The organism is Pseudomonas sp. SD17-1 (assembly GCF_029201585.1).
Classification (GTDB): domain Bacteria; phylum Pseudomonadota; class Gammaproteobacteria; order Pseudomonadales; family Pseudomonadaceae; genus Aquipseudomonas; species Aquipseudomonas palmensis.
In genome coordinates this window covers 884599-907272 of record NZ_CP104044.1, presented here as the reverse complement: position 1 = coordinate 907272, position 22674 = coordinate 884599, and the positions used below count along the sequence as shown (strand labels likewise).

Genomic DNA, 22674 nt, shown 5'->3' with positions numbered 1-22674 from the left:
CGAAGAGTATCGACCGGACAGGGCATTCAGCTCGCAAGAGCAGAAGTACCCCACCCGAGGATTAATCAGCGCGCCCTTGCTGGTCGAGCGCATCGAAAAAAACTACAGGGCCCAGCCCCATGAAGTCTGGTGAGGCTTGCCGCTGGTAGCCGGCCCTTTCAATGCATGACCGCCCGCGTAATCAAAAAGCTCAGCAACTCGCCCTCGTCATCCAGTTCGATGGCCTGCACCGGCCGTGGCAGGTTGTCGAGCACGCTGCGCCAGAACGCCTGTGAGGTTTCATCCTGGTCATAGAAGCGCACCAGCCAGTCCCCTTCCCCACTCATCAGCACCTGGGTAGCCAATGCCTGGCCGATGCCCTTGCGCCGGTAGCGCTTGAGAATGAACAGGTCGGCCAGCTCCTGTGCGTCCAGCCCTGCCAGTTCGCTGCGCTCGACCAGCAGGAAGCCGGCGATGTAGCCATCGACCAGAATCAGGTTGGCGCTCCACTGCGGCTCCTGCCAGTAGCGGGCCAGGTGTTCGTCGTGGATGTAGAAACGGCCGTCCACCTCGACGTCTTCCTGCTCCCAGTCCGAGGACTCGTAGGCATAGAACTGGTAGAGGTTGCGGATCAGCTCGATGTGTTCAGGGCCGGTCGGGATCAGTTCGACGGTGAGTTCACTCATGGCTACGGCAGGGGCTCGATGAAAAAGAGCGCGCAGTCAGCCACGATTCGCGTCACAACTCAACCCATTCGCCCTGCGAGTAGACGCTGAACCGGTTCGACTCGGGAAGGACAACAGAGCGAGGGCAAGCAGTGCAGTGCGAAGCATGAAGGCGAGGCCATCCTGGGCGATCTGGGCGCGGGATGATGTCATGCACCCCTCTTCGCCAGCAAGGCTGGCTCCTACAGTCCTGTGCAGGGGTCAGCCTCCCGGCGAACAAGCGCATCGCGCTCACTCCATCAGAACTGCACCTTCACCTGTACGCCGGCCAGCAACGCGTCCTGGGTGTCCTTGCCGGAAAATGCACCCGGCTCCATCACGTACTGCACGCTCGGGCGCACCGTCAGCCAGCGGGTTACCTGGGCGGTGTAGCTCAGTTCCACCAACTGCTCGCCCATGTCCAGGTTGCTGACACTCTGCGCCTGGGCCAGGTCGCCACCGCGCTCCAGGTTGGCGATCTGGACATCGCGGCTGCGCGAGTTGAACACCGCACGGCCGTATGCCAACCCCACGTTGTCATGCTCGCGCGAAGCGAACGGTCGGCTCAGCACCGCTCCGGCCGCGTACCAGTGCGAGAACGGCGAAGTGGCCGTGTCGGTGTCGGTGGCCTGCGCGAACAGGCGTACGCTGCGCCCCCGGGTCGAATCCGAACGCCATACCATCTGATCGACCAGGACATAGGCACCGTGACGCCCCGCCGCCTTGCTGTCGGGCTGGCCGATGCGCGCAGTGTCGGAGGTGTCGTAATACCAGCCGAACTTGTACTGCCCATCATAGGTAGCCAGGTTGTTGTAAATCAGCTCCACCGGCAGGATGGCCCCGGTGGTGCCGCTGGAGGTCAGGTCGAAGGCCTTGGACGAGGCGCTGTTGGTCTCGGGGTTCACGTTGAACCAGGCGGTCTGCACCGTCCACTCGGGGCTGATGCGGTATTTCAGCTCCATGCCCCAGTGCGCCGTGGGGTAGTTGCCCCAGCCACTGCCACCGGACATGCTCAGCGGGTGCGCGCAGAAACCTGCGTTGACGAAGTTGGTGAGGATGCCCATGCCGCCGAAGTCATTGCCCATGGCCATCCAGCCGAGCTTGACGTTCAGGTCGTCGGTGAACAGGCTGCGCGCATAGCTCAGTTCGCTCAGGCGCGTGTACAGCCCGCCATAGATCTCCTGCACCGGCAGCCGGTTGCCCACCAGGTCTTGCGAGGCGCTGTGGCCGCGCCGGTCATTGATCGTCAGCTGGACCGTGCCTGCATCCGCCTCGTCCAGCAATGTCTCGAGATCGAAGGTGGCGCCCAGGCGGACCTGCTGCGCATAGCGCGCACCGTGCTTGAGGCCACCGCTGACCAGGCCCATGGTTTCCGACACATATTCGCCGGTGAGCTTGACGCCGCTCGCCTCCAGGCGTGAGCGGCTGCCGCCCCAGTCGCCGGTCAGGGTCGGGCTGTCGACAAGGTTGTCGAATGCATCGGCCTGCACCGCACACGCCAGCAGGCTGGAAGAAAGGCCCACGGCAAACGCGAGGGGGCTGAACGGAAAACGCGAAAAGAGGCTCAAACGGCCCTCCCGAAAGACAATAGATCGCCACCCGGTCAGCGACGAAGGCGCGAACCGGGACACAAGAAATGCAGGTGGCCTATGTTACGGGATTTTATGTACTAACCGTTTAATTTGTAGACTTTGGTGCAACGCCCTGGCCGACCGGCGGCTGGCTCAGGGCAGGTACAGCTGGAACAGGCCGCCGCCCAGGGCACCGCCATTGGCGATCTCGATGCGCCCGCGCACACCGTTGCGCTCGTGCAGCGCAGCAATGCGTTCAGCGAAGTACAGGCCCAACCCGGTGCTGCCGGTGTGCAGGTTGATGCCCTGCACGTAGTCGGCCTGACGGTCGATCATGCCCTGTGGATAACCCGGGCCGTCGTCATTGATGCTCAGCACCAGTTGCTCGCCCTGCTCCGCCACCGTGACCAGCAAGGCGTGCCCGGCATAGCGGATGGCGTTGTTGATCACGTTGGAGATCACCGAACCGACCAGCTCGCGGTCGAAGAAGCCCAGCGGGTTGAAGGCATCGATCTCGTAGCGCGCAATGATCTCGCGGCTGTCGATGATCGGCTGATTGGAGGCCAGCAGGCCGCCGATGAAGTCGTCCAGGTCATGGTAGTCGGGGCACATGGGCAACTGATTGACCCCGAGTTTGTACAACCCCAGCAGCTGCACGAGCATGCCGTTGAGGTGCGCGAACTCGTGCTCCACCACCGCCTGCTCCGGGCCTTGCGCCTGGGCGGCCGGCAGGCGCGACAGCCACTGGCTGTGCGCCTGCATCAGCATCGCCAGGGAGTTTTTCATGTCGTGTACGGTGGAGGCGATCACCGTGGAAAAATCCAGCCCCTGGGAATCGTTGCTCATGAGCCCACCGCCCGGATACGCAGTTTTCGATAGCGCTCGTAGCGCGGATCGGTATTGGGAATGCCCGCCACCTTGGCCAGGCACGCGCGGCATTCCTCCAGCGCGGCGCTCGAGGGGTTTTCCCCGGCCATGCGCAGCAGCGCCTGGGCAGTGTTCAGTGCAATGCTGATGTTCTTGGGCTGCAACGCCAGCGCGCGCCGGAACTGCTCCAGCGCCTCGCCGACCTTGCCGGCCTGATAGCTGCGCACGCCCTGGCGGTTGAGGTCGACGGCTTCGTTGCCGGCGCCCAGAATCGTCGGGTCGTCGGTCAGCTTGGCGATGCTCTGCATCACGCTCGCGTCGTCACCGTAGACTTCCACGCAGTTCTTGAGGATGGCCGTGCCCGCCGCCTCCTGACCCAGTTGCTGCAACTGCGCAGCCACTGCCAGGGCGGTTTCGGCCGAGAAGAACTGGTCCATGTTCTCCAGCCGCGCAACCGCCGCCTCGGTGAGCTTGGCGGCCGTCTCGGCATCGCCCGCCTGCGCCAGGCCGGTGGCCTTGATCAAGCGCGCACGTACCTGCAGGCCCTGGTCGTCGGTGTACTCCTTGGCCACATCGCCCAGCACCTGGTTCAGCTCCACCCGTGTGCGTGCATCCAGGCCGTTGCCCACGTTCTTCTGGATCAGCGCCTGGGCCAGGCCCAGGTTGCTTTCAGGGTCTTTGAAACGCGAATTCTGGCCCTGGCTCACGGCCTGGCGATAGGCCCGCGACGAGGTGTCGAAGTCGGCGTTGCCCAGGGCCAGCTTGCCCAGTTGCATCTGCCGGCGGACCGCCAGCGGCGACAGGCGTACGGCCTCTTCGAGCACCGACTGGGCACGGCGGGTTTCACCTGCGGCAGCCAGCACGTCGGCCAAGCCGTCGTACAGGCCGGGCATCATCGAAAACGCCTTGATCGCCTGTTCGTAGATTTCCTTGGCCTGGACGGCCTGGCCGCGCTTGAACAGCAGCTTGCCCAGCGCCGCGTATGCCCATGGCGTAGGGCGATTGGCCAGGATCGCCTTGAGAAAGCGCTCCAGCTCTTCATGCCGGTTGAGGGCACCCAGGGCGTCGGCACGGTAGCGCAGGCACAGCGGCGCGAAGCGCGGGTCCTGCTTGCACAGGTTGTCGCAGGCCAGCAGCACTTCGGCCGGTCGGCCACGGTCCAGCGCCTGCAAGATAGGCTTGAGCAGGGTCTTGCGCTGTACCAGCTTGTCCAGGCGCTGGGTCAGCCCCAGGCGGTTGAAGGGCTTGGTCAGGTAGGCGTCCGGCTCGTGCTCCAGGGCACTGAGCACCACCGCCTGGCTGCTCTCGGCCGTCACCATGACAAAGATCGCCTCGTGGCTGATCAGCTTGTCGATCATCAGGTCTTCCAGCACCTGCTGGCCGTTCTTCTTGCCGTCGCCCAGGTGGAAGTCGTGCAGGATGAAGTCATAGCGCTTCTGCCCGCACATGCGAATCGCCGTCTCGCCGCTCTCGGCAGTATCGACGTCGCGGATACCCATTTCCCGCAACATCGAACGCACGGACGTGCGGAAGTCGGTGAAGTCATCGACGATCAGAAAACTTTTTTGGCTATACACCAACATCCACAAAACCTGACTTGGAAGAAAGAAGAGCGGCGCCAAGGCGCCTACAGGGACAGGCTCGGCTTCAGGACGCAAGCAGCGCGACGATCATCGCCAGCGCATGCTGCTTGGCAAGCAACGTCAACGGCTGCAGGCCTCGGAAAGGCTATCGGCAGCACGTGCACTTTGCTTGAGGCGCCGCAAGCATGCGGCACGAAGCCAACGCGCCAAGCGTGATGGCGCGATGCCATCATACTTGGCCGACTGCCGTGCTACAACAGGCCCAGCGCCTTGGCCCGGGCAACCGCCTGGGTGCGGCGCTCGACGCCGAGCTTGCTGTTGATGTGGCTGGCGTGGGTCTTGACGGTGTGCAACGAAATGAACAGTTGCTCGCTGATCTGCTGGTTGGAGCACCCCAGCGCGATCAGCTTGAGTACCGACATCTCTCGCGCACTCAGAGCCTCGGTGCCCGCCCCGGGGGCCGGCGGGGTATCAACCACCGGCAACAGCGACAGCAGGCGCGCCTGCACCGGCCCCGCCGGCTGGGCCAGCAACTGCTCGCGCATCCACTCGGGGTGATCTTCCAGCAGCCGCTGGAAGGGTTGCAGCACGCCCCCCTGCGCGGCCTCCAGGGCCTGGGGCAGCAACACCACGGCCGCCTCTGCAGCACCGCTCGCCAGCAACAGGCCGATATGCTGACACACTGCGGTGGTGCCGAGCAGTTGGCCGCCATTGCTGCGCCCGTGCTCGGTCAGCGCCTGCAGGCGTTGTGCGGCCTGTGCGGTACGCCCCTGGGCCTGCTCCAGCAGGGCCTGCTGCAGTTCGATGTGCAAAGGCAGCAGCGGGTGGAACTCCGGTGCGGCGGCGGCACGTTCGCCACCGTAGGTCTGGCCCAGACGCAGCAGCCAGGATTCGGCCAGGTCCATGCGCCCCTGGGCCAGCCACAGCTCGCATTTGACCAGGGTGATCATGGCCAGATAGAACACCGGCGGCACGTCCCAGATATGCATCAGGCGCTCGGCCTCGGCCAGCTCGCAGAAGGCCTCGGTAAAACGCCCCTCGCGTCCGTCCAGGGTGGCCAGCACGCAATGCCCGATCAGTACGCTGATGTCGCGACAGGCACGCGCTTCCACCAGCCCGGCGCGCAAGCGCGCACGCCCTTCCTGGGGCTGCAGCCCGGCGACCAGCAGGTAGCCTTCGTACAGCGCCAGGCGCGCACGCGCCGCGTACAGGCGCTGGGCCGACAGCCCTTGCAGGCGTTGCAGGCCGTGGCGCACCTCCTCCATCGAACGCAGGACCTCGCCACGGGCATGCAGCACCCGCGCGCGATCGTAGTGGGCCAGGGCCTCGAACAACGGGTTGCCGACCCGCCGTGCCAGCTCCAGCGCCTCGCGGTTCCAGCCACGGGCGTGCCAGAAATCGCCCTCGGCGATGGCCAGGTTGGACAAGGTGGACAGGCACATCAGGCGCTGGCCGTAGCGCTTGGTGGGCAGGCTGCGCAGCGCCTGCTGGCAGTACGAGCGGGTTTTCAGACGGTCGCCGCGACCGCGGGCGATGATTCCGCTCAGGGCCAGCCATTGCGCCAGCATGGACTTCTGCGCCGTGGCCGAAGGCGCCGGCAGGAACCGGCTGAGGTGGCTGACCAGTTCCTCGGCCGCATCCAGCTGGCAGGCCAGCCCCAGCGCCCAGCTGTACAGCACGATCAGGCGCGGGGTGCTGATCAGCAGGCTGTCGGGCAGGTCCATCTTCCAGCGCAGCAGCATGCCGACGTTCTGTTCGGCCAGCAGTTGCTCTTCGGACAGGTTCTGCACCAGGTTGGCCGCCACGTCCAGGTGACCGGCGCGCAGGGCCTGCTCCACCGCCTCGTCGAGCAGGCCCTGGGCGTGGAACCAGCGGCACGCGCGCAGATGCAGGCTGGCCAGCGGCTGGCTGGCCTGGCGGGTGCGCAGCAGGTCGGAGAACAGGTGGTGATAACGCAGCCATTGACCCTGCTCGTCCAGCGGTACCAGAAACACCTGGTGTGCCTTCAGGTAACGCAGTATCTGCGCGCTGTCGTGGCTTTCGCGCAGGGCATCGCACAGGTCGGCGCAAAAACGCTCCTGGCAGGCGGTGTCGTAGAGAAACGCCTGCACCTCGGGCGGCAGGCAGTCGATGACTTCTTCGAGCAGGTAGTCGCGGATCAGCCCCTCGCCGCCATGCAGGGCGTGGGGCAAGGCGCTGTCGACCCCCGCCTCGGAGGCGGCCAGCAGCCAGAAGCGCAGGCCGGCGACCCAGCCATCGCTGCGTTGAATCAGGTTGTCCAGGGCCTGGCCACGCAGCGTGGTGGGGTGCTGGTCGAGCACGGCCAGGGATTCCTCGGGGCTCAGGCGCAGGTCCTGTTCGGTGAGTTCGAGCAACTGCTGCGACAGGCGCAGGCGCGCCAGATGCCAGTCGGGACGCTGGCGGCTGGTGACCAGCAGCACCAGGCCAGGCGGCAAATGATTGAGGAAGAACTGCAGGCAGCGGTCGAGCACCGGGCCCTGGGCCAGATGGTAGTCATCGAGCACCAGCAGCAGCGGGTTCTGCGGGTGCAGGTGCAGGGCCAGTTCGTCGAGCAGGCTGTCGAGCCACTCCTCGAAGGCAAAAGGCTGGTGCCGCTGGCGCATCTTGAGCAGGCCCAGGGCCTGGTTGCCCAGGTCCGGGCAGAACTGCTGCAGCCCTTCGAGCAGGCGCTCCAGAAAGCGCCCGGGGTCGCTGTCGCGCTGACTCAGCCCCAGCCACAGGCTGCCCCACGAGGCCGGCAGGCTCTGGCAGAACTCCACGGCCAGCGAGCTCTTGCCGAAACCGGCGGGCGCCGAAACCAGCAGCAGTCGACCGCTAAGGCCGGCGTGCAGGCGCTGGCATAGCCGCGGGCGCGGCACGTGCCCCTCGGGCAGTGGTGGACGGTAGAAGCGGCCCTCCACAGCGCTGATGGCCTGGCTGGCGAACCCTTGCATACGCGACAGATCAGTCATGGCCGGCTCGTTTTAGTTGGAAGTCTTCGGCAGAACAGACCCGCCGAGACTAGCGCTTTAAACGGCACATTTGAAGATGATTGGCGCAGAGGTCGGAAAAAAGACTACAACAAAAAGCGACAAAAACTCACGAAGCGCGGCATTGCGCGCACTTCATCCCGCATTGCCCCTCCCGGCCTGTTGTCGGGCCACACACAGAAACGCCCCGGGCAAGCCGGGGCGTTCTGGGGATCACACGGAGGAGGTTCTAACTCAGCGCACACCATCCTGGCGCAGCGCTGCCGGCTGGAAGTCGGCCTTGCTGGCAGTGAAGTCGAAGTTGTAGGCCTTCTGCTCTTCGTTCTTCATGCCCAGCGCCAGGTAACGGCCCGACTGCAGGTCGTAGATGGCTTCCAGGGTGTACCACGGCACCTGCTTGTTGTAGTAGTCCTGGGCATGTGCCTCGGATACCCGCCACAGCTGGCCGCGGCCGTCGTACTGGTCGATCACGGCCGCTTGCCAGGTGTCTTCGTCGATGTAGAAGTCACGCTTGGCATAGATATGCCGCTGGCCCGGCTTCAGGGTGCCCACCACATGCCACACGCGACGCAGCTCGTAACGGGTCAGGTCCTGGTTGATATGCCCCGGCTTGATGATGTCGGCATACTTGAGGCTCGTCGAATCGAGCTTGTAGCTGTTGGAGGCAATGTACATCTCCTTCTTGCCTTCCAGCTTCCAGTCGTAGCGGTCCGGCGCACCGTTGAACATGTCCAGGTTGTCGGAGGTACGCAGGCCGTCAGCGGCGGTACCCGGGCCGTCATACGACACTTGCGGGGCCTGGCGCACGCGGCGCTGGCCAGCGTTGTACATCCAGGCCTTGCGCGGCTCCTTGACCTGGTCGAGGGTCTCGTGAACCAGCAGCACGGTACCGGCCAGGCGCGGCGGGGCGGTCACTTTCTGCTTGAAGTAGAACAGCACGTTGCCAGGGTTGGCCGGATCGAAATCCTTCAGGCGATCGCGGAACATGAACTGTTCCTCGAGCTTCACCATGCTGTAGCTGCCGTTCTGCTGCGGCGTGGCCTGGTTCACCACACGCGTGACGCCACCGCCACGGTAGCGGGTGATGTGGTTCCAGATCACCTCCACACCGCTTTTCGGGATCGGGAACGGGATCGCGATCTGGAAGTTCTCCAGCCCGTTGCCGCCAGCTACCAGGTTGGTGGTGGTGGCGTTCTTCTTGATGGCGGCGAACACCGAGTCCGGCACCGTGGAGCCACGCTGGGTCGGGTACACCGGCAGCTTGAAGGTGTCCGGATAGCGCTTGAACATGGCCAACTGGCCAGGGGACAGCTTGTCCTTGTACTGGTCGACGTTCTGCGCGGTGATGGTGAACTTGGGCTTGTCGTTGCCGTACGGGTCGGACAGGAAGCCCTTGGCATCGACCGAACCGGCCGTGGTGCTCAGGGGCTGCCAGGCGGTGATCGAACCGTCGGCATTGCCGGCCTTCTCGGCGCCCATCGGGGTCAGGCTGGTGCCCAGCTTGGCGGCTTCGTCGGCGGACACCGCCGCCATCACGCCGGTGGCGAGCAGCGACAGGCTCAGCACACCGATTTTCAACAGACTCTTGGTTGCTTTCATGATCTTGGTCTTCCCGGATCAGTGCTTAGAAGTTCACGCCGAAGCTGAGGGCGATGAAGTCGCGGTCATCCACGGTGGTGTACTTGCCATCGAAGAAGTTGGTGTACGACAGGCTCGCGGTGTAGGTGTTCTGGTATTCGGCGTCCAGGCCCAGGCTGACCGCCTTGCGCCCTTCCTCGAAGTTGCCGCCCGGGCCGGGCGAGTAGCCGGACACGTCATGCGACCAGGCCACGCTCGGCTTGAGGTTGACCCCGGCGAACACATCGTTGTAGTCCCAGATCACGCGGCCACGGTAGCCCCACGAGGTGCTGGTGGTGTAGCCGTCCTTTTCACACTTGCGGCTGCGGTTGGCGGAGGAACCACCGCCAGGCGCGGCGCCACCGATGGTGCCGGCGTTGAGGATGTCCGAGCAGGTGTTGAGGCCGAAGGTATCCGGCAGCGGGCCAGGGCCATACACCGGATCGCGGCCGTAGCGCAGCTTGTCGGCGCTTTCCAGGCCGCCCACGTGGGTCACGCCCACTTCACCTACCACGGTCATGCGGCTGGCGCCCATCACCTGGTCGAAGAAGTGCGTCAGGGTGGTCTGGAACTGGGTGATTTCCTTGCGCTTGTAGCCGTGCAGGTCGGTATCGGCCTGGCCCTTGAGCAGCGAGGCATTGCCGAACGTGCCGCCCAGCTGGGTGACCCCGGCGTACAGGATGTCGGTGGTGTTCAGCTGCACCGGTGCGTTCGGCCGGTAGCTGATTTCACCGCTCCACGCGGTGCCGGTAGGCAGGGTGGTGGAGAAGCTCAGGCCGTACAGGCGGATGTCTTCGGGATACTCGACGAAGTACTTGGAGTTGCCCGCCACGATGGCGGCGCCGGTGCGCGGGTCGACCATGCCGGCAATGGCGTAGGCCTGTGCAGAAGCCCCCGTGGCGCTGAAGATCGGCGCACGGCTGTGGTAGTTCATGGCGTAGGCGCCGAACTCGGTATTGAGCGGTTCGAACATGTAGCGCAGGGCAACACCGAACTGGCCGCTGTCACGGGCATCGCGGTCGGGGCCGCGCGCCACCTTGATGCCTTCCTCGTTCACGTCCACGCCGAAGTTGGCCAGGCCGGCGATCTGTGCCGGGGTCATGGTGCGGCTGCTGGACAATACGCGCAGGTTGTCGGTGCAACCGTCGGCGATGATGTCCGGCTGGGAGAAGAAGGTGCCGCAGTTGTCGACGACGGTCTGGTCCCATTCCAGCTGGTAGAAGGCTTCGGCCGACAGGTTGTCGGTCAGGCTCTGGGAGATGTAGAACATGTTGACCGGGATCAGGCCTTCCTTGATCTCGGCACCCGGGCGGCGGAACGCGGAAACGTCGATCGGGTTGATCGAGTTGATGCCACCACCGATGAAGGTACTTTCACCCCAGCTCACCACCTGCTTGCCGAAACGCACCGAACCCGGCAGTTCGCCAATCGAGTAGTTGTGGTAGACGAAGGCGTCGAGCAGCTCGGCACCGGACGACTTGGCGCCCTCTTTGCGGTTGGAGTCGCTGATGTCCTTGAACTGGCGGTGTTCGTCCTTGAGTTCGAAGTCGTACCAGTACTTGCCACGCACGAACACGCCGGTGTCGCCGTACTTGAGCTCCAGGTCGTGGATGCCCTTGAAGATCTTCGAGAAGGTCTCGCCGCGCTTGAAGTTCAGGTGGCCGTCGTCGGAGGTCTGCGACAGCCCCTTGCCGCCGTTGTTGACGCCGATCAGGTTCTGGTTCGGCTTGGCCGTCGACCAGCTGGCCCCCACGGACAGCGACGAGTCGAACTGACCTTCGATTTCACCGATGTTGAAACTGACGCCGAATGCAGGGCCGGCGAGCGTAGAAGCGAGGCTGACGGCCAATGGCAATTTCGCCCGGCGCCAGAACAGATTTACTGATGTCATCGACGCTACTCCATGTACTTTATTTTTATGGCAGTGAGTCCTTTGAGAAACGCATCGAACGACCGACGTGAATACGCCTGCTGGTCGACCAACGTGGCAGTGCGCAGTCATTTGCGCGGGCCCCCGTCCCTAAAAATCCCCTGACCCGACTATAGCCAGCAGGTACCTGTGCTTGATCCCTCTAAAGTGTGATTTGCACGTTGGTACTACACCCAAAGAGCTGATTCGCTCGCCAACTGCGCGGGCAGCGGCAAGGATGGCCTATTTTTTCGCTTTGACAAGGCGCGCAGGTGTCTGGCGCGAGGGTCGCACCCGCCAGGGCGCGACCGGCCAGCCTTCAGAGGGTGGACAGAAATGCGCTGTTGCTAGCCTGCCAGTGGCTGATGTCGACGCGGATGCGCTTCTTGTCCAGCTTGCCCACGCTGGTCTTGGGAATTTCGGTAACAAGGGCGATCTGGCTGGGGATTGCCCACTTGTTGATCATGCCCAGCTCCACGTAGGGCTTGAGGTGCTCCTTGAGCTCGCGGGCGTCGATGCTGGTGCCCTCACGCACCACCAGCAGGGCAAACGGACGCTCGCCCCACTGCGGATCGGGTACACCCACCACCGCCACTTCGCGCACCGAGGGGTGGCGGCTGACGAGGTCTTCGAGGGCCAGCGACGACACCCACTCCCCGCCGGTCTTGATCACGTCCTTGATGCGATCGCGGATATCGACCACGCCCATGCTGTCGATGGTCGCCACATCCCCGGTGTGCAGCCAGCCGCCCTGCCACAGCTCGGCGCCTTTCTCCGGTTCGCGGAAATACCCCATGCTCAGCCACGGCGCGCGCAGCACCAGTTCGCCCTGGGACTCGCCGTCAGCCGGCAGGAAGCCGCCTTCGGCATCCATCACCGCGGCCTCCACCAGCGGCACCGGCACGCCGGCCTTGATGCGATAGCTGATGCATTCGTCGTCGCTTCCAGCCAGCAGCTCTTCGTTGAGGTGGGCACAGGCCACCAGCGGGCAGGTTTCCGACATGCCATAGGCCGCCGTGAGCTGGATGCCCTGGGCCTTGGCCGACTCATACAGGGCGCGGTTGAGCGAGCTGCCGCCGATGATGATCTTCCAGCCGCCGAAATCCTGGCCCTGCGCGCCCTTGGCGTTGAGCAGCATCTGCAGGATGGTCGGTACGCAGTGCGAGAAGGTGACCTTTTCGTCCCGCCACAGCTGACACAGCATCTCCGGCTCGTAGCGCCCCGGGTAGACCTGCTTGAGCCCGAGCATGGTGGCCACGTAGGGGATGCCCCAGGCGTGCACGTGGAACATCGGGGTGATGGGCATGTACACATCATCGGTGCCCAGCAGGCGGATGCTGTCGATGCTGCCGGTCACGGTAGCCACGCCCAGGGTGTGCAGCACCAGCTGGCGGTGGGTGAAATACACGCCCTTGGGGTTGCCGGTGGTACCGGTGGTGTAGAAGGTGGTGGCCACCGAGTTCTCGTCGAAGTCGGGGAAGTCGTAGGTGGTGGCCGCGCCGGCCAGCAAGTGCTCGTACTCGCCCACCAGGTTCGGCAGTTCGGCATGCTTGTCGGGGCCGTCGGTGAGCAACAGGGTCTTCTCGACCGTGGTCAGTTGCGGCGCGATGGACTGATACAGCCCGATGAAATCGCTGTTGACCAGCACGAAGCGGTCTTCGGCGTGGTTCATGGTGTAGAGGATCTGCTCGGGCGACAGGCGCACGTTGATGGTGTGGGCCACCGCGCCGATCATCGGGATGGCGAACATGCACTCCAGGTAGCGATGGCTGTCCCAGTCCATCACCGCCACGGTGTCGCCGGCCTTGACCCCGGCTGCGGTGAGCACGTTGGCCAGGCGCGCGATGCGCTCGCTCAGGGTCAGGTAGTTGTAGCGCAGCTGATCGCGGTACACGATCTCGCGGGTTTTCTCGTAGCGGCTGCCCGACATCAGCAGGCGCTTGATCAGCAGCGGGTATTCGTAAGCGCCCGCAGCGGGGGCGATAATCCTGGTTTGCAGCATGGGAGTCCCTTTTTCGAGTACGCAGGCATGGCAATACGGCGCTTACTCTAGAACGGGACGGGGGCGCTCAAATCAGCCAAAGGAATGATTTGCGCGCCCGCAGGGATGACAGGCCAATGGCCATCAACCGCCTCAGTGCATCTCGGTGAAGGCGATCTTGATACCCAGCGCCACCAGCACCGCGCCCATGCCGCGATCGAACCAGTGGCCCATGCGCGCAAAGCCGGAGCGCACGCGGGCGTGGCTGAACAGCAGGGCCACCAGGCAGAACCACAGGCCGGTGGCCAGCGCCAGGTAGGCCCCGTAGCCGGCCTGTATCAGCAGCGGAGTGTGCGGGTTGATCACCACCGTGAACAGCGACAGGAAGAACAGCGTGGCCTTGGGGTTCAGGCCGTTGGTCATGAACCCTGCCACAAAGGCGGCACGCGGGGTGCGCGCCACGGTCGAGACCTGCACGCTCTCGCTGCCGGCAGGCGCCGGGCGGGCACGCAGGGCCTTGATGCCGATGTACACCAGGTAGGCCGCAGCCAGCCACTTGAGCACGTTGAACAGCATGATCGACTGCGACACGATCAGGCCGATGCCCAGCAGCGAATAGCCCACATGCAGGAAGATCGCCGTGCCCACGCCGAAGGCGGTCCAGGTACCGGCGCGCCGACCGTGGGTAACACTTTCGCGCACCACCACCGCAAAGTCCGGGCCGGGGCTGGCCACGGCCAGCAGGTGGATCAGCGCAACGGTGAGAAATTCTGCCCAGTACATGGGGTGACGCTCCTGGCAAACGATCGGGTGGCGTACCTTACCCACTGCCTGGCAGTTCTGAAAGATACAGTTACAAGTGAATCGGCACAGTCACCTCCCGTGCAGCCGGATGCCTGGCTTTACGCCCACGGCGATGCAGGCTCTAATGCCCCACTACCTGCCCAAACCACACCCCAGGAGCCTGCCCCATGACCTTGCGCCGCGCTGTATTCCTCGACCACAGCTCCCTGGACCTGGGCGACCTCGACCTGAGCCGCCTGCGCGGCTGCTTCGATGAACTGCAGTTGCACCCGGCCACTGCCCCCCACGAAGTGGCCGAGCGCCTGCAGGGCGCGAGCGTGGCGATCACCAACAAGGTGCACCTGGACGCCGCCGCCCTCGCCGCCTGCCCCGACCTCAGGCTGATCCTGGTGTCGGCCACCGGCACCAACAACGTCGACCTGCAGGCCGCGCGCGCCCAGGGCATCGTGGTCAGCAACTGCCAGGGCTACGGCACGCCCTCGGTGGCGCAGCACACCCTGGCCCTGCTGCTGGCGCTGGCCACTCGCCTGCCCGATTACCAGCAGGCGGTGGCCGACGGCAAATGGGCCCAGGCCAGGCAGTTCTGCCTGCTCGACTTTCCCATCGTCGAACTGGAGGGCAAGACCCTCGGCCTGCTCGGCCACGGCGAACTTGGCGGTGCGGTGGCGCGCCTGGCCGAAGCTTTCGGCATGCGCGTGCTGTCCGGCCAGTTGCCCGGCCGCCCGGCCCGCGATGATCGCCTGAGCCTGGCCGAGCTGCTGCCGCAGGTGGATGCGCTGACCCTGCACTGCCCGCTCAACGACAGCACCCGCAACATGATCGGCGCCGCCGAGCTGGCCCTGCTCAAGCCCGGCGCGTTCGTGGTCAACACCGCCCGTGGCGGGCTGATCGACGAGCAGGCGCTGGCCGACGCACTGCGCAGCGGGCACCTGGGTGGCGCCGCCACCGACGTGCTCAGCGTGGAGCCTCCGGTCAATGGCAACCCCCTGCTGGCAGGCGATATCCCGCGCCTTGTGGTCACCCCGCACAGTGCCTGGGGCGCGGTCGAGGCGCGCCAGCGCATCGTCGGCCAACTGGCCGAGAACGCCGAAGCCTTCCTGCAGGGCAACCCGCGCCGAGTGGTCAGCTGAGTTCTGCTAGAATTCGCGACTTTTTGCAGAGGGGCGCCGACCATGGACCCGCGTAGTGAAGTGTTGCTCCGTCAGGCCGAGCTGTTCAAAGGCCCCGTGTTGCTGGCCGGCCTGCCCGCCGACGACCTGCTGGGCAGCCTGCCCGATGCCCGAGCCTGGAGCTGGCACGCCGGCGACCAGGCCGCGCTCGAGGCGCGATTTGCCGGGCGCAGTCACTATGGCGTGGAGGTGCCGCCGGTGGCGTTCGACGGCGCCGTGCTGTTTCTGCCCAAGTCCCGCGATCTGGCCAACTACCTGCTCAATGCCCTGGCCTCGCGCCTGGGTGGGCGCCAGCTGTACCTGGTGGGTGAAAAGCGCGGGGGTATCGAGGGTGCGGCCAAGCAGCTGCACGCCTTCGGCAAGCCGCGCAAGCTCGACAGTGCACGCCATTGCCAGCTGTGGCAGGTCACGGTGGACACCCCGCCAGAGGCGCAGCCGCTGGAAAGCCTGGCGCAACGATTCGAACTGCCACTGGCCGAAGGCCCGCTGCAGATCGTGAGCCTGCCCGGGGTCTTCAGCCATGGCCGGCTGGACCGCGGCAGCGCGCTGCTGCTGGACAACCTCGAGCAACTGCCCGTGGGCCATGTGCTGGACTTTGGCTGCGGTGCGGGCGTGCTCGGCGCGGCGATCAAGCGCCGCTACCCACAAAGCCGGGTAACGCTGCTGGACGTGGATGCCTTCGCCGTGGCCAGCAGCCGCCTGACCCTGGCCGCCAATGGCCTGGAGGGGGAGGTCATCGCCGGCGACGGCATCGATGCCGCGCCCCGCGAGCTGAACGTGATCCTGAGCAATCCGCCGTTTCACACCGGGGTTCACACCAATTACCACGCCTCGGAAATCTTGCTGAAAAAATCGGCCGATCATCTGAAAAAAGGCGGCGAACTTCGGCTTGTGGCCAACAGCTTCCTGCGGTACCAACCGCTCATCGAAGGCGCCTTGGGCAACTGCATGATTCGCGACGAGGGACAAGGCTTTCGGATCTACCAGGCCACACGAACTTAAAAACTTCGCTTGCCCAAACGGTTTTGCCTAGGCAGAATCCGCTCCGTCCTAGGGGAGTAGTCTCCCGCGAGCACCCAGCTCGCCCGGTACGCGTCAACATACTTGGTCCTCAGACCATGGCGCGTACGACCCACGGTCCGCACAGACGGATCCAGGGTTTGACAAGACCTATGACACGCACACCTTACCCGGGGCGGGAAGGCTGTACGTGTCATAGCCGTGTCGACCCGCCCCCGTAGGAATCCTGATGCTGGAATCATTGCTGGTCCCCACCGCCATCGTCGCGCTCGCCGAAATCGGCGACAAGACGCAACTGCTCGCGCTCATCCTCGCTGCACGCTTTCGCAAACCCTGGCCGATCATCGCCGGTATCGTTGCCGCGACCCTGGCCAACCATGCGGCGGCCGGTGCGGTGGGTGCGTGGTTCGGCAGTTTCTTCTCGGAGGCCACGTTGCACTGGATCCTGGCCGCAAGCTTTGCCGCCACGGCCCTGTGGACCCTGGTGCCGGACAAGATGGATGACGATGAAGCCAGTACGGCGCGGCGCTTCGGCCCGTTCCTGACCACGCTGATCGCGTTCTTCATTGCCGAGATCGGCGACAAGACGCAGGTGGCCACGGTGATGCTGGCGGCGCAGTACCCGCACCTGATCATGGTGATCATCGGCACCACCCTGGGCATGCTGATTGCCAACGTGCCGGTGGTGCTGGCGGGCAATTTTGCCGCCGAGAAGCTGCCGTTGACCCTGATCCGTCGCCTGGCGGCCACGGCATTCGTGGTGCTGGCGCTGGTGGCGGTGTATTCGGCGATGAAGGTCAGCGGGTGGGTGGGCTGATACCGGCTAGCGTATGAAGCATTCGCCGGCAAGGCCGGCTCCTACAGGTTCAGGTAGGAGCCGACAGTGCCGGCGAAGGTCACGGCGCTATTTTCTGGCTTGCTCGTACAACGGCATCACCTTGGGAATCGCCGCCTGCAACGACGCGATACGGCTGCTCGAAGCCGGGTGAGTGCTCATGAACTCAGGCTGCGAACCACCCGACGCTTCGGTCATCTTGTTCCACAGGCTGATCGCCGCATTCGGGTTGTAGCCCGCACGCGCCGCCAGCTCCAGGCCGATCAGGTCGGCTTCGTTCTCGTTGCTGCGGCTGTTGGGCAAGGTCATGCTGTACTGCACCACGGTGTCGGCCAGCGCCAGGCTGTCCTGGCCCAGGCCGAACAGGGCACCTGCGCCCTGGCGCGCCATCTCAACACCATAGGCCTTGGACATCGCCTCGCGACCATGCTCGCGCAGGGCGTGGGCGATCTCGTGGCCCATCACCGCCGCGATCTCGTCGTCGGTCAGCTTGAGCTTGTCGATCAGGCCGGTATAGAAAATGATCTTGCCACCCGGGCCGCAGTTGGCATTGAGCTCGTCGCTCTTGATCAGGTTGACTTCCCATTTCCACTGCGCCGCATCGGGGCGGAACTTCGGCGCCTGCACGATAAGCCGGTCGGCAATGGCCTGCACCCGCTTGGCGGTGGCACTGGTCTTGTCGAGCATACCCTTGGTGGATGCCTCACCCAGGGTCTGCTGGTACGACTGCGCGTACATCTGGTTGACCTCATCGGTCGACAGCATGCTGAACATGTACTGCTTGCGCTCCACGCCTACCGCTCCACCACTGGTGGTGTTCACGGCCTGGCAACCGGCCAGCAGCACACTGGCGCTCAGGGCACCGATAACAACTGATCTACGCATGAAAACACTCCCTTCGAACATGCGGCGTATCCTAGGCCGCGCATCATAAACGCGCTACAGCCGTTCGCGAAGAATTGCATCGCCACACTCATGCTTTGCCCCCGGCGCGCCGATAACGCCCAGACAGGCGACCCTCTTTGCGCTCGGAGCTCCCATGAAGTTCAAGTCGATCCAGTTTTCCGTGGCCGCGCTGGCCGGTGCCATCGTGCTGAGCATCGTTGCAGCACTGGTGCTATACGCAGTGTATTCCGGTGCCCGCACCCAGACGCTGGTGCACAACCGCACCCAGCAACAGTTCGAGGCAGTGATCGAGCAACGCCTGACGGCCCTGGCCCAGACCCAGGTCAGCCAGATCCAGCGCAGCCTCGAGGCGCCGCTGCTGATCGCCCGCGGCCTGGCCACCACCAATGCCCTGATCGGCATGCAGGATGCTGCCGGCAACCCGCAGCTCAAGCTCGAACGCGAACAGATGATCGCCCTGCTCAGGCAGACCGCCCTGGACAACCCGCTGCTGCTGGGCGTTTACGTGGGCTGGGAGCCCAACGCGCTGGACCACGACGATGCCCGCTATGCAGGCAGCACGCTGGCGGGCGTCAACCCGCAGAGCGGGCGCTTTCTGCCGTGGTGGTACCGTAACGACGACGGTAGCCTGACCCTCGACAAACTCCAGGATGTGGACGACCGTACCCTGCTGCCCACGGGCGTGCGCACCAGCGAGTACTACCTGTGTTCCAAGGAGACCGGCAAGGCCTGCGCCATCGACCCGGCCCCGTACCAGGTGGGCAACAAGACCGTGATGCTGGCCTCGTTCGTCGAGCCGATCATGGTCAACGGACAGTTCCAGGGCATCGCCGCCGCCGACCTGTCGCTGAACTTCATCCAGGACATGCTCAAGGCCGCCGACGCCCAGCTGTATGACGGTGCGGGCGAGATGGCGCTGCTGTCCAACAACGGACGCGTGGTGGCCTACACCAAGGATGCGAGCACGTTCGGCAAAAAAGCCAGCGATGTGCTGCAACCCGATGAAGTGGCGGTGCTCGGCAACCTGTCGGGCAAGGCGCTGCACTACGAAATCGACCATGCCAGCGGACAGATCGAGCTGTTCGTGCCATTTGCCGTGGGCAACACCGCCTCGCGCTGGACCTTGCTGCTGCAACTGCCGGTCAGCGCGGTGATGGCCGACCTCGACGCGCTGCAGCGCGAAATGAGCGCCCAGCGCAGCACCGACCTCACCGGCATGATCGTGGTCGGCCTGGGCATCGCCGGGCTTGGCCTGCTGGTCATCTGGCTGCTGGCCCACGGTATCGCCCGGCCGCTGCGCCAGATGGTCGGCATGCTGGACGACATCGCCCAGGGCGAAGGTGACCTGACCCGGCGCCTGAGCAGCGATCGCGCCGACGAACTGGGCGCCATCGCCCGTGGCTTCAATACATTCCTGAGCAAGCTGCAGGCAATGATCAGCCAGGTGGTGGTGTCGGTACAGAAGGTCAGCGACTCGTCCGAGCACACCGCCGACATCGCCATTCGCACCAACCAGGGCGTGCACAAGCAGATGGCCGAGATCGACCTGGTGGCCACTGCGGTGCATGAAATGACCGCGACCGCCCAGGACGTGGCGCGCAATGCCACCCATGCGGCGCAAGCGGCCAGCAATGCCGACCAGGCCGCCAACCAGGGCCTGGAGATCGTGCGCAACACCTCCACCTCGATCAGCGCCCTGGCCGAGGAGATCGGCCGTGCGGTGGGTGTGGTACAGGCCCTGGCGCGCGACAGCGAGAACATCAACGCGATCCTGGTGGCGATTCGTGCAATTGCCGAACAGACCAACCTGCTGGCGCTCAACGCGGCCATCGAGGCGGCGCGAGCCGGTGAACAGGGACGCGGGTTTGCCGTGGTGGCCGATGAAGTGCGCAACCTGGCGCAGAAGACCCAGCAGGCTACCGAAGAGATCCAGCAGATGATCCAGCAGCTGCAGCAGGGCACGCGGGATGTGGTGCAGGTAATGGAGGACAGTCAGGGCAAGACCGAAGTCAGCGTGCAACAGGCGGCGCAGGCGGCCCAGGCGCTGGAGAGCATCACCCGGGCGGTGTCGGTGATCAACGACATGAACACCCAGATCGCCAGCGCGGCGGAGGAGCAGAGCGCAGTGGCCGAGGACATCAACCGCAATGTGATCAATATCGGCCAGGTGGCCAACGAAGTGGCCGGTGGGGCGGATGAGTCAAGCACGGCGAGCGCGGAGCTGACCAAGCTGGCGGAGCAGCAGCGGCGGTTGATCAATCAGTTTCGCGTCTGAGCCGGCGAAGGGCTCACCACTTACGCCGGGGTCAGGCACTCCGGCGCATTCAACTTCGGATCATTCACCAGGTTCGCCAGCACCCGCTCGCGCAAGGCGGCCTGCGGGCCAGCGAGCAATTCCTGCAACTTCACCAGCGGCGTCTGCGGGTCCAGCCACGCGGCCTGCCCTGCCGCATCCAGAATCAGCGGCCGGCGCTGGTTGACTGCGGCCTGGGTCACCACCGCCGTGCTCAGCCACACCTGGTCCTGCACCGGGTAGGCCTCCCACACGCCGGCAAAGAACAGCGAAGACCCCTCGCCCGGCGTCAGCCAGTAAGGCCGCTTGCGCGCGGTGCCGCGCCACTCGTAGAAGCCGTTGGCCGGCAGCAGGCAACGGCGCAGGCGAAACGCTTCGCGAAACATCGGTTGCTCGGCCAGGGTCTCGGCGCGCGCCTGGGCCGGGGTGCGCGACAGGTCGGTCAGCCACGCCGGGGTCAGCCCCCAGCGCGCCCGCGCCAGCTCCAGCTGGCCTTCGCGCTGACGCTGGATCAGCACCGAGGCGCCGGGCGAGATGTTCCATTGCGCCTGCTGGTCAGGCGGGAACCCAGGCAGCGCGGCAAACGCCGAAGACCAGCGAAACAGGGCGTAACGTCCACACATGAGCAAAACCTAGCAAATCAGTATTCCCGGAAGGCTCTCCGGCTCGTCGCCAGGAAGCGGCTGGGCGCCATTGTACGCGGCGATCAGCTGGCGTGCGTATTCGGCCTGCGCATCGGGCACCGCCAGGCCCAGCAGCCCCTGCATCGGCAGCTCGCCCACGGCGCCCATCAGGTCGCGCCCACTCAGGTGCGCCTTGATCCCTTCGCTGCGCAGCATGCCGATCAGAAGCTCGGCCTCCAGCAGACTTTCCGGCTCGTAGATACGCTGCATCACTCGTCCTCGCGCTTGACGTCCAGCATCCACTCCTCGCCATGCACCTGCAGCACGAACACGATCGGCCGGCAACAGACCTGGCAGTCCTCGATATAGACCTGGTCGCCACCGGACAGGTCAACGGTGGTTTCCACTTGCTCACCGCAGTAAGGACAATCATAGAAAGCAGATTCCACCATCGCAGTCTCCCAGGTGACTTGTGCGTATAATTGCCGGTCTATTTACAGGCCTTGCCGGTGTCTGAGCCGTTTTTCAGTCCGCAGCCCTACTATTACCCTAGCCGTTTCCAACAAGAGAGCATGATGGGCGAATTCGATGCCATCCGACCGTACAACGACGCCGAGGTGCCCGCCGTGCTGGCGCGCCTGCTCAGCGACCCGGCATTTCTGGATATCCTCACCCACTTTCGCTTCCCGCGCATGGCCGGGGCCTTCGGCTGGCTGCTCAAGCCGCTGATCGCTCGGCGCCTGCGCAAGGAATTTGCCGGGGTCAGTTGCGTATCGACCCTGCAGGACAAGGTCGAATACTACGTCGACCACACCATCGACCGCGCCACCGACGGGGTGACCTACACCGGTGTCGAGCAGTTCAAGTCCGGCAGTGCCTACCTGTTCCTGGCCAACCACCGCGACATCGTGATGGACCCGGCCTTCGTCAACTATGCGGTGTACCACGCCGGCCTGCCGACCCCGCGCATCGCGATCGGCGACAACCTGCTGCAAAAGCCGTTCGTCAGCGACATGATGCGCCTTAACAAGAGCTTCATCGTGCACCGCTCGATCACCGGGCGGCGCGAAAAGCTGGCGGCCTATCAGCTGCTGTCGGCCTACATCAACCACTCGATCCGCAACGACTGCGCCTCGATCTGGATCGCCCAGGCCGAGGGCCGCGCCAAGGATGGTGACGACCGCACCGATTCGGCGATCCTCAAGATGTTCCACATGAGCCGCAAGGACGAACCGTTCGGCGCAGTGATCCAGTCGCTGAACCTGAGCCCGGTGTCGATCAGCTACGAGTACGACCCGTGCGACCAGGCCAAGGCCCGCGAGCTGTACATCCGCGCCACCACCGGCACCTACAGCAAGGCGCCTGGCGAGGATGACGTGAGCATCGCCCAGGGCATCACCGGCTACAAAGGTCGCGTGCACATCAACTTCGCCCCGCCGGTGAGCGAGTACTTCGAAGACACCAAGCAGCTGGCGGCGGAAATCGATCGGCAGATACTGGGTGGCTACCGGTTGTTCCCGGTGCATTACCTGGCGTATGCACAGTGGGCCGATGCCGACCCGCAGTTGCAGGTGCCCAGGGCCGCCGAGGTGTTCCCGGCCGATGAGCTGGCCCGAGCCCAGGCCGAGTGGCAGCGGCGCCTGGACGCCTGCCCGGTGGAACACCAGCCGTACCTGGTGCTGCAGTATGCGATGCCGGTGCGCAACCAGTACCGCGTCAAGGCGGGGTTGGCGCTCTAGACCGCGTCGCGCCATTCGCCGGCAAGGCCGGCTCCTACATGGATCACGCTGAACCTGTAGGCGCCGGCCTTGCCGGCGAATGGC

Annotated in this window: 18 protein-coding genes and 1 riboswitch; of the genes, 5 read left to right on the top strand and 13 right to left on the bottom strand. The window is 64.9% G+C overall.

The features are described from left to right. Positions 1-158: 158 nt before the first annotated feature. The 9 genes from N0B28_RS04065 to N0B28_RS04025 all read right to left on the bottom strand — a co-directional run bounded on the left by N0B28_RS04065 (position 159) and on the right by N0B28_RS04025 (position 13984). A complete protein-coding gene (locus N0B28_RS04065) occupies positions 159-665 on the bottom strand; it encodes a GNAT family N-acetyltransferase (RefSeq protein WP_054916224.1) in 507 nt (168 codons plus the stop codon). Between the two features lie 278 nt (positions 666-943). Beyond that, positions 944-2251, bottom strand: coding sequence for a carbohydrate porin (locus N0B28_RS04060; protein WP_275730464.1), 1308 nt, complete (start codon positions 2249-2251; stop codon positions 944-946). 156 nt (positions 2252-2407) lie between these two features. Continuing rightward, on the bottom strand, positions 2408-3100 hold the full coding sequence (locus N0B28_RS04055) for a HAMP domain-containing sensor histidine kinase (RefSeq protein ID WP_054916226.1): 693 nt from the start codon (positions 3098-3100) through the stop codon (positions 2408-2410). Continuing rightward, positions 3097-4704, bottom strand: a complete 1608-nt coding sequence (locus N0B28_RS04050; protein ID WP_043864364.1) for a tetratricopeptide repeat-containing response regulator — start codon at positions 4702-4704, stop codon at positions 3097-3099. Before N0B28_RS04050 ends, N0B28_RS04055 begins: the two co-directional genes overlap by 4 nt. A gap of 251 nt (positions 4705-4955) precedes the next feature. Beyond that, the gene (locus N0B28_RS04045) at positions 4956-7676 is read right to left on the bottom strand and encodes a LuxR C-terminal-related transcriptional regulator (protein ID WP_078481525.1); all 2721 of its coding nucleotides are present in this window, start codon (positions 7674-7676) and stop codon (positions 4956-4958) included. A gap of 252 nt (positions 7677-7928) precedes the next feature. After that, complete coding sequence (locus tag N0B28_RS04040; protein WP_043864362.1) at positions 7929-9293, bottom strand: DUF1329 domain-containing protein; 1365 nt, start codon at positions 9291-9293, stop codon at positions 7929-7931. A 25-nt stretch (positions 9294-9318) separates the two neighbouring features. After that, positions 9319-11202 (bottom strand): DUF1302 domain-containing protein, encoded by a 1884-nt coding sequence (locus tag N0B28_RS04035; protein ID WP_043864361.1) that lies wholly within the window; start codon positions 11200-11202, stop codon positions 9319-9321. Positions 11203-11539: 337 nt separating this feature from the next. Beyond that, the gene (locus N0B28_RS04030) at positions 11540-13222 is read right to left on the bottom strand and encodes a fatty acid--CoA ligase (protein WP_043864360.1); all 1683 of its coding nucleotides are present in this window, start codon (positions 13220-13222) and stop codon (positions 11540-11542) included. A 132-nt stretch (positions 13223-13354) separates the two neighbouring features. Then, positions 13355-13984 carry a LysE family transporter gene (locus N0B28_RS04025; RefSeq protein ID WP_043864359.1) on the bottom strand — a complete coding sequence of 210 codons (630 nt, stop codon included), beginning with the start codon at positions 13982-13984 and terminating at the stop codon, positions 13355-13357. A gap of 188 nt (positions 13985-14172) precedes the next feature. On the opposite strand from N0B28_RS04025, the gene N0B28_RS04020 reads away from it, so the two are divergent. From N0B28_RS04020 to N0B28_RS04010, 3 genes are all read left to right on the top strand, one after another. After that, on the top strand, positions 14173-15135 hold the full coding sequence (locus tag N0B28_RS04020; RefSeq protein ID WP_054916229.1) for a 2-hydroxyacid dehydrogenase: 963 nt from the start codon (positions 14173-14175) through the stop codon (positions 15133-15135). A 42-nt stretch (positions 15136-15177) separates the two neighbouring features. Continuing rightward, complete coding sequence (locus N0B28_RS04015; RefSeq protein ID WP_275730458.1) at positions 15178-16176, top strand: class I SAM-dependent methyltransferase; 999 nt, start codon at positions 15178-15180, stop codon at positions 16174-16176. A gap of 39 nt (positions 16177-16215) precedes the next feature. Then, a riboswitch (yybP-ykoY riboswitch) is annotated at positions 16216-16335 on the top strand. Positions 16336-16423: 88 nt separating this feature from the next. After that, entirely contained in the window at positions 16424-17011 is a 588-nt protein-coding gene (locus N0B28_RS04010; RefSeq protein ID WP_043864356.1) for a TMEM165/GDT1 family protein, read from the top strand. A gap of 87 nt (positions 17012-17098) precedes the next feature. On the opposite strand, the gene N0B28_RS04005 is transcribed toward N0B28_RS04010, so the two are convergent. Next, on the bottom strand, positions 17099-17914 hold the full coding sequence (locus tag N0B28_RS04005) for a M48 family metallopeptidase (protein WP_043864476.1): 816 nt from the start codon (positions 17912-17914) through the stop codon (positions 17099-17101). 154 nt (positions 17915-18068) lie between these two features. Between N0B28_RS04005 and N0B28_RS04000 the strand changes: the two genes are divergently transcribed. Then, positions 18069-20210, top strand: a complete 2142-nt coding sequence (locus N0B28_RS04000) for a methyl-accepting chemotaxis protein (RefSeq protein WP_088515272.1) — start codon at positions 18069-18071, stop codon at positions 20208-20210. A gap of 20 nt (positions 20211-20230) precedes the next feature. Here N0B28_RS04000 and N0B28_RS03995 read toward each other — a convergent pair whose 3' ends face one another. Genes N0B28_RS03995 through N0B28_RS03985 form a run of 3 tightly spaced genes read right to left on the bottom strand, consistent with a single transcriptional unit; the run spans position 20231 to position 21303 of the window. Then, positions 20231-20851 (bottom strand): SOS response-associated peptidase, encoded by a 621-nt coding sequence (locus tag N0B28_RS03995; protein ID WP_043864354.1) that lies wholly within the window; start codon positions 20849-20851, stop codon positions 20231-20233. Between the two features lie 9 nt (positions 20852-20860). Beyond that, on the bottom strand, positions 20861-21121 hold the full coding sequence (locus N0B28_RS03990) for a DUF2007 domain-containing protein (RefSeq protein ID WP_054916231.1): 261 nt from the start codon (positions 21119-21121) through the stop codon (positions 20861-20863). Continuing rightward, the gene (locus tag N0B28_RS03985) at positions 21121-21303 is read right to left on the bottom strand and encodes a CPXCG motif-containing cysteine-rich protein (protein WP_043864352.1); all 183 of its coding nucleotides are present in this window, start codon (positions 21301-21303) and stop codon (positions 21121-21123) included. Before N0B28_RS03985 ends, N0B28_RS03990 begins: the two co-directional genes overlap by 1 nt. Positions 21304-21426: 123 nt before the next feature. On the opposite strand from N0B28_RS03985, the gene N0B28_RS03980 reads away from it, so the two are divergent. Next, positions 21427-22590 (top strand): 1-acyl-sn-glycerol-3-phosphate acyltransferase, encoded by a 1164-nt coding sequence (locus tag N0B28_RS03980; protein WP_043864351.1) that lies wholly within the window; start codon positions 21427-21429, stop codon positions 22588-22590. Positions 22591-22674: the final 84 nt, after the last annotated feature.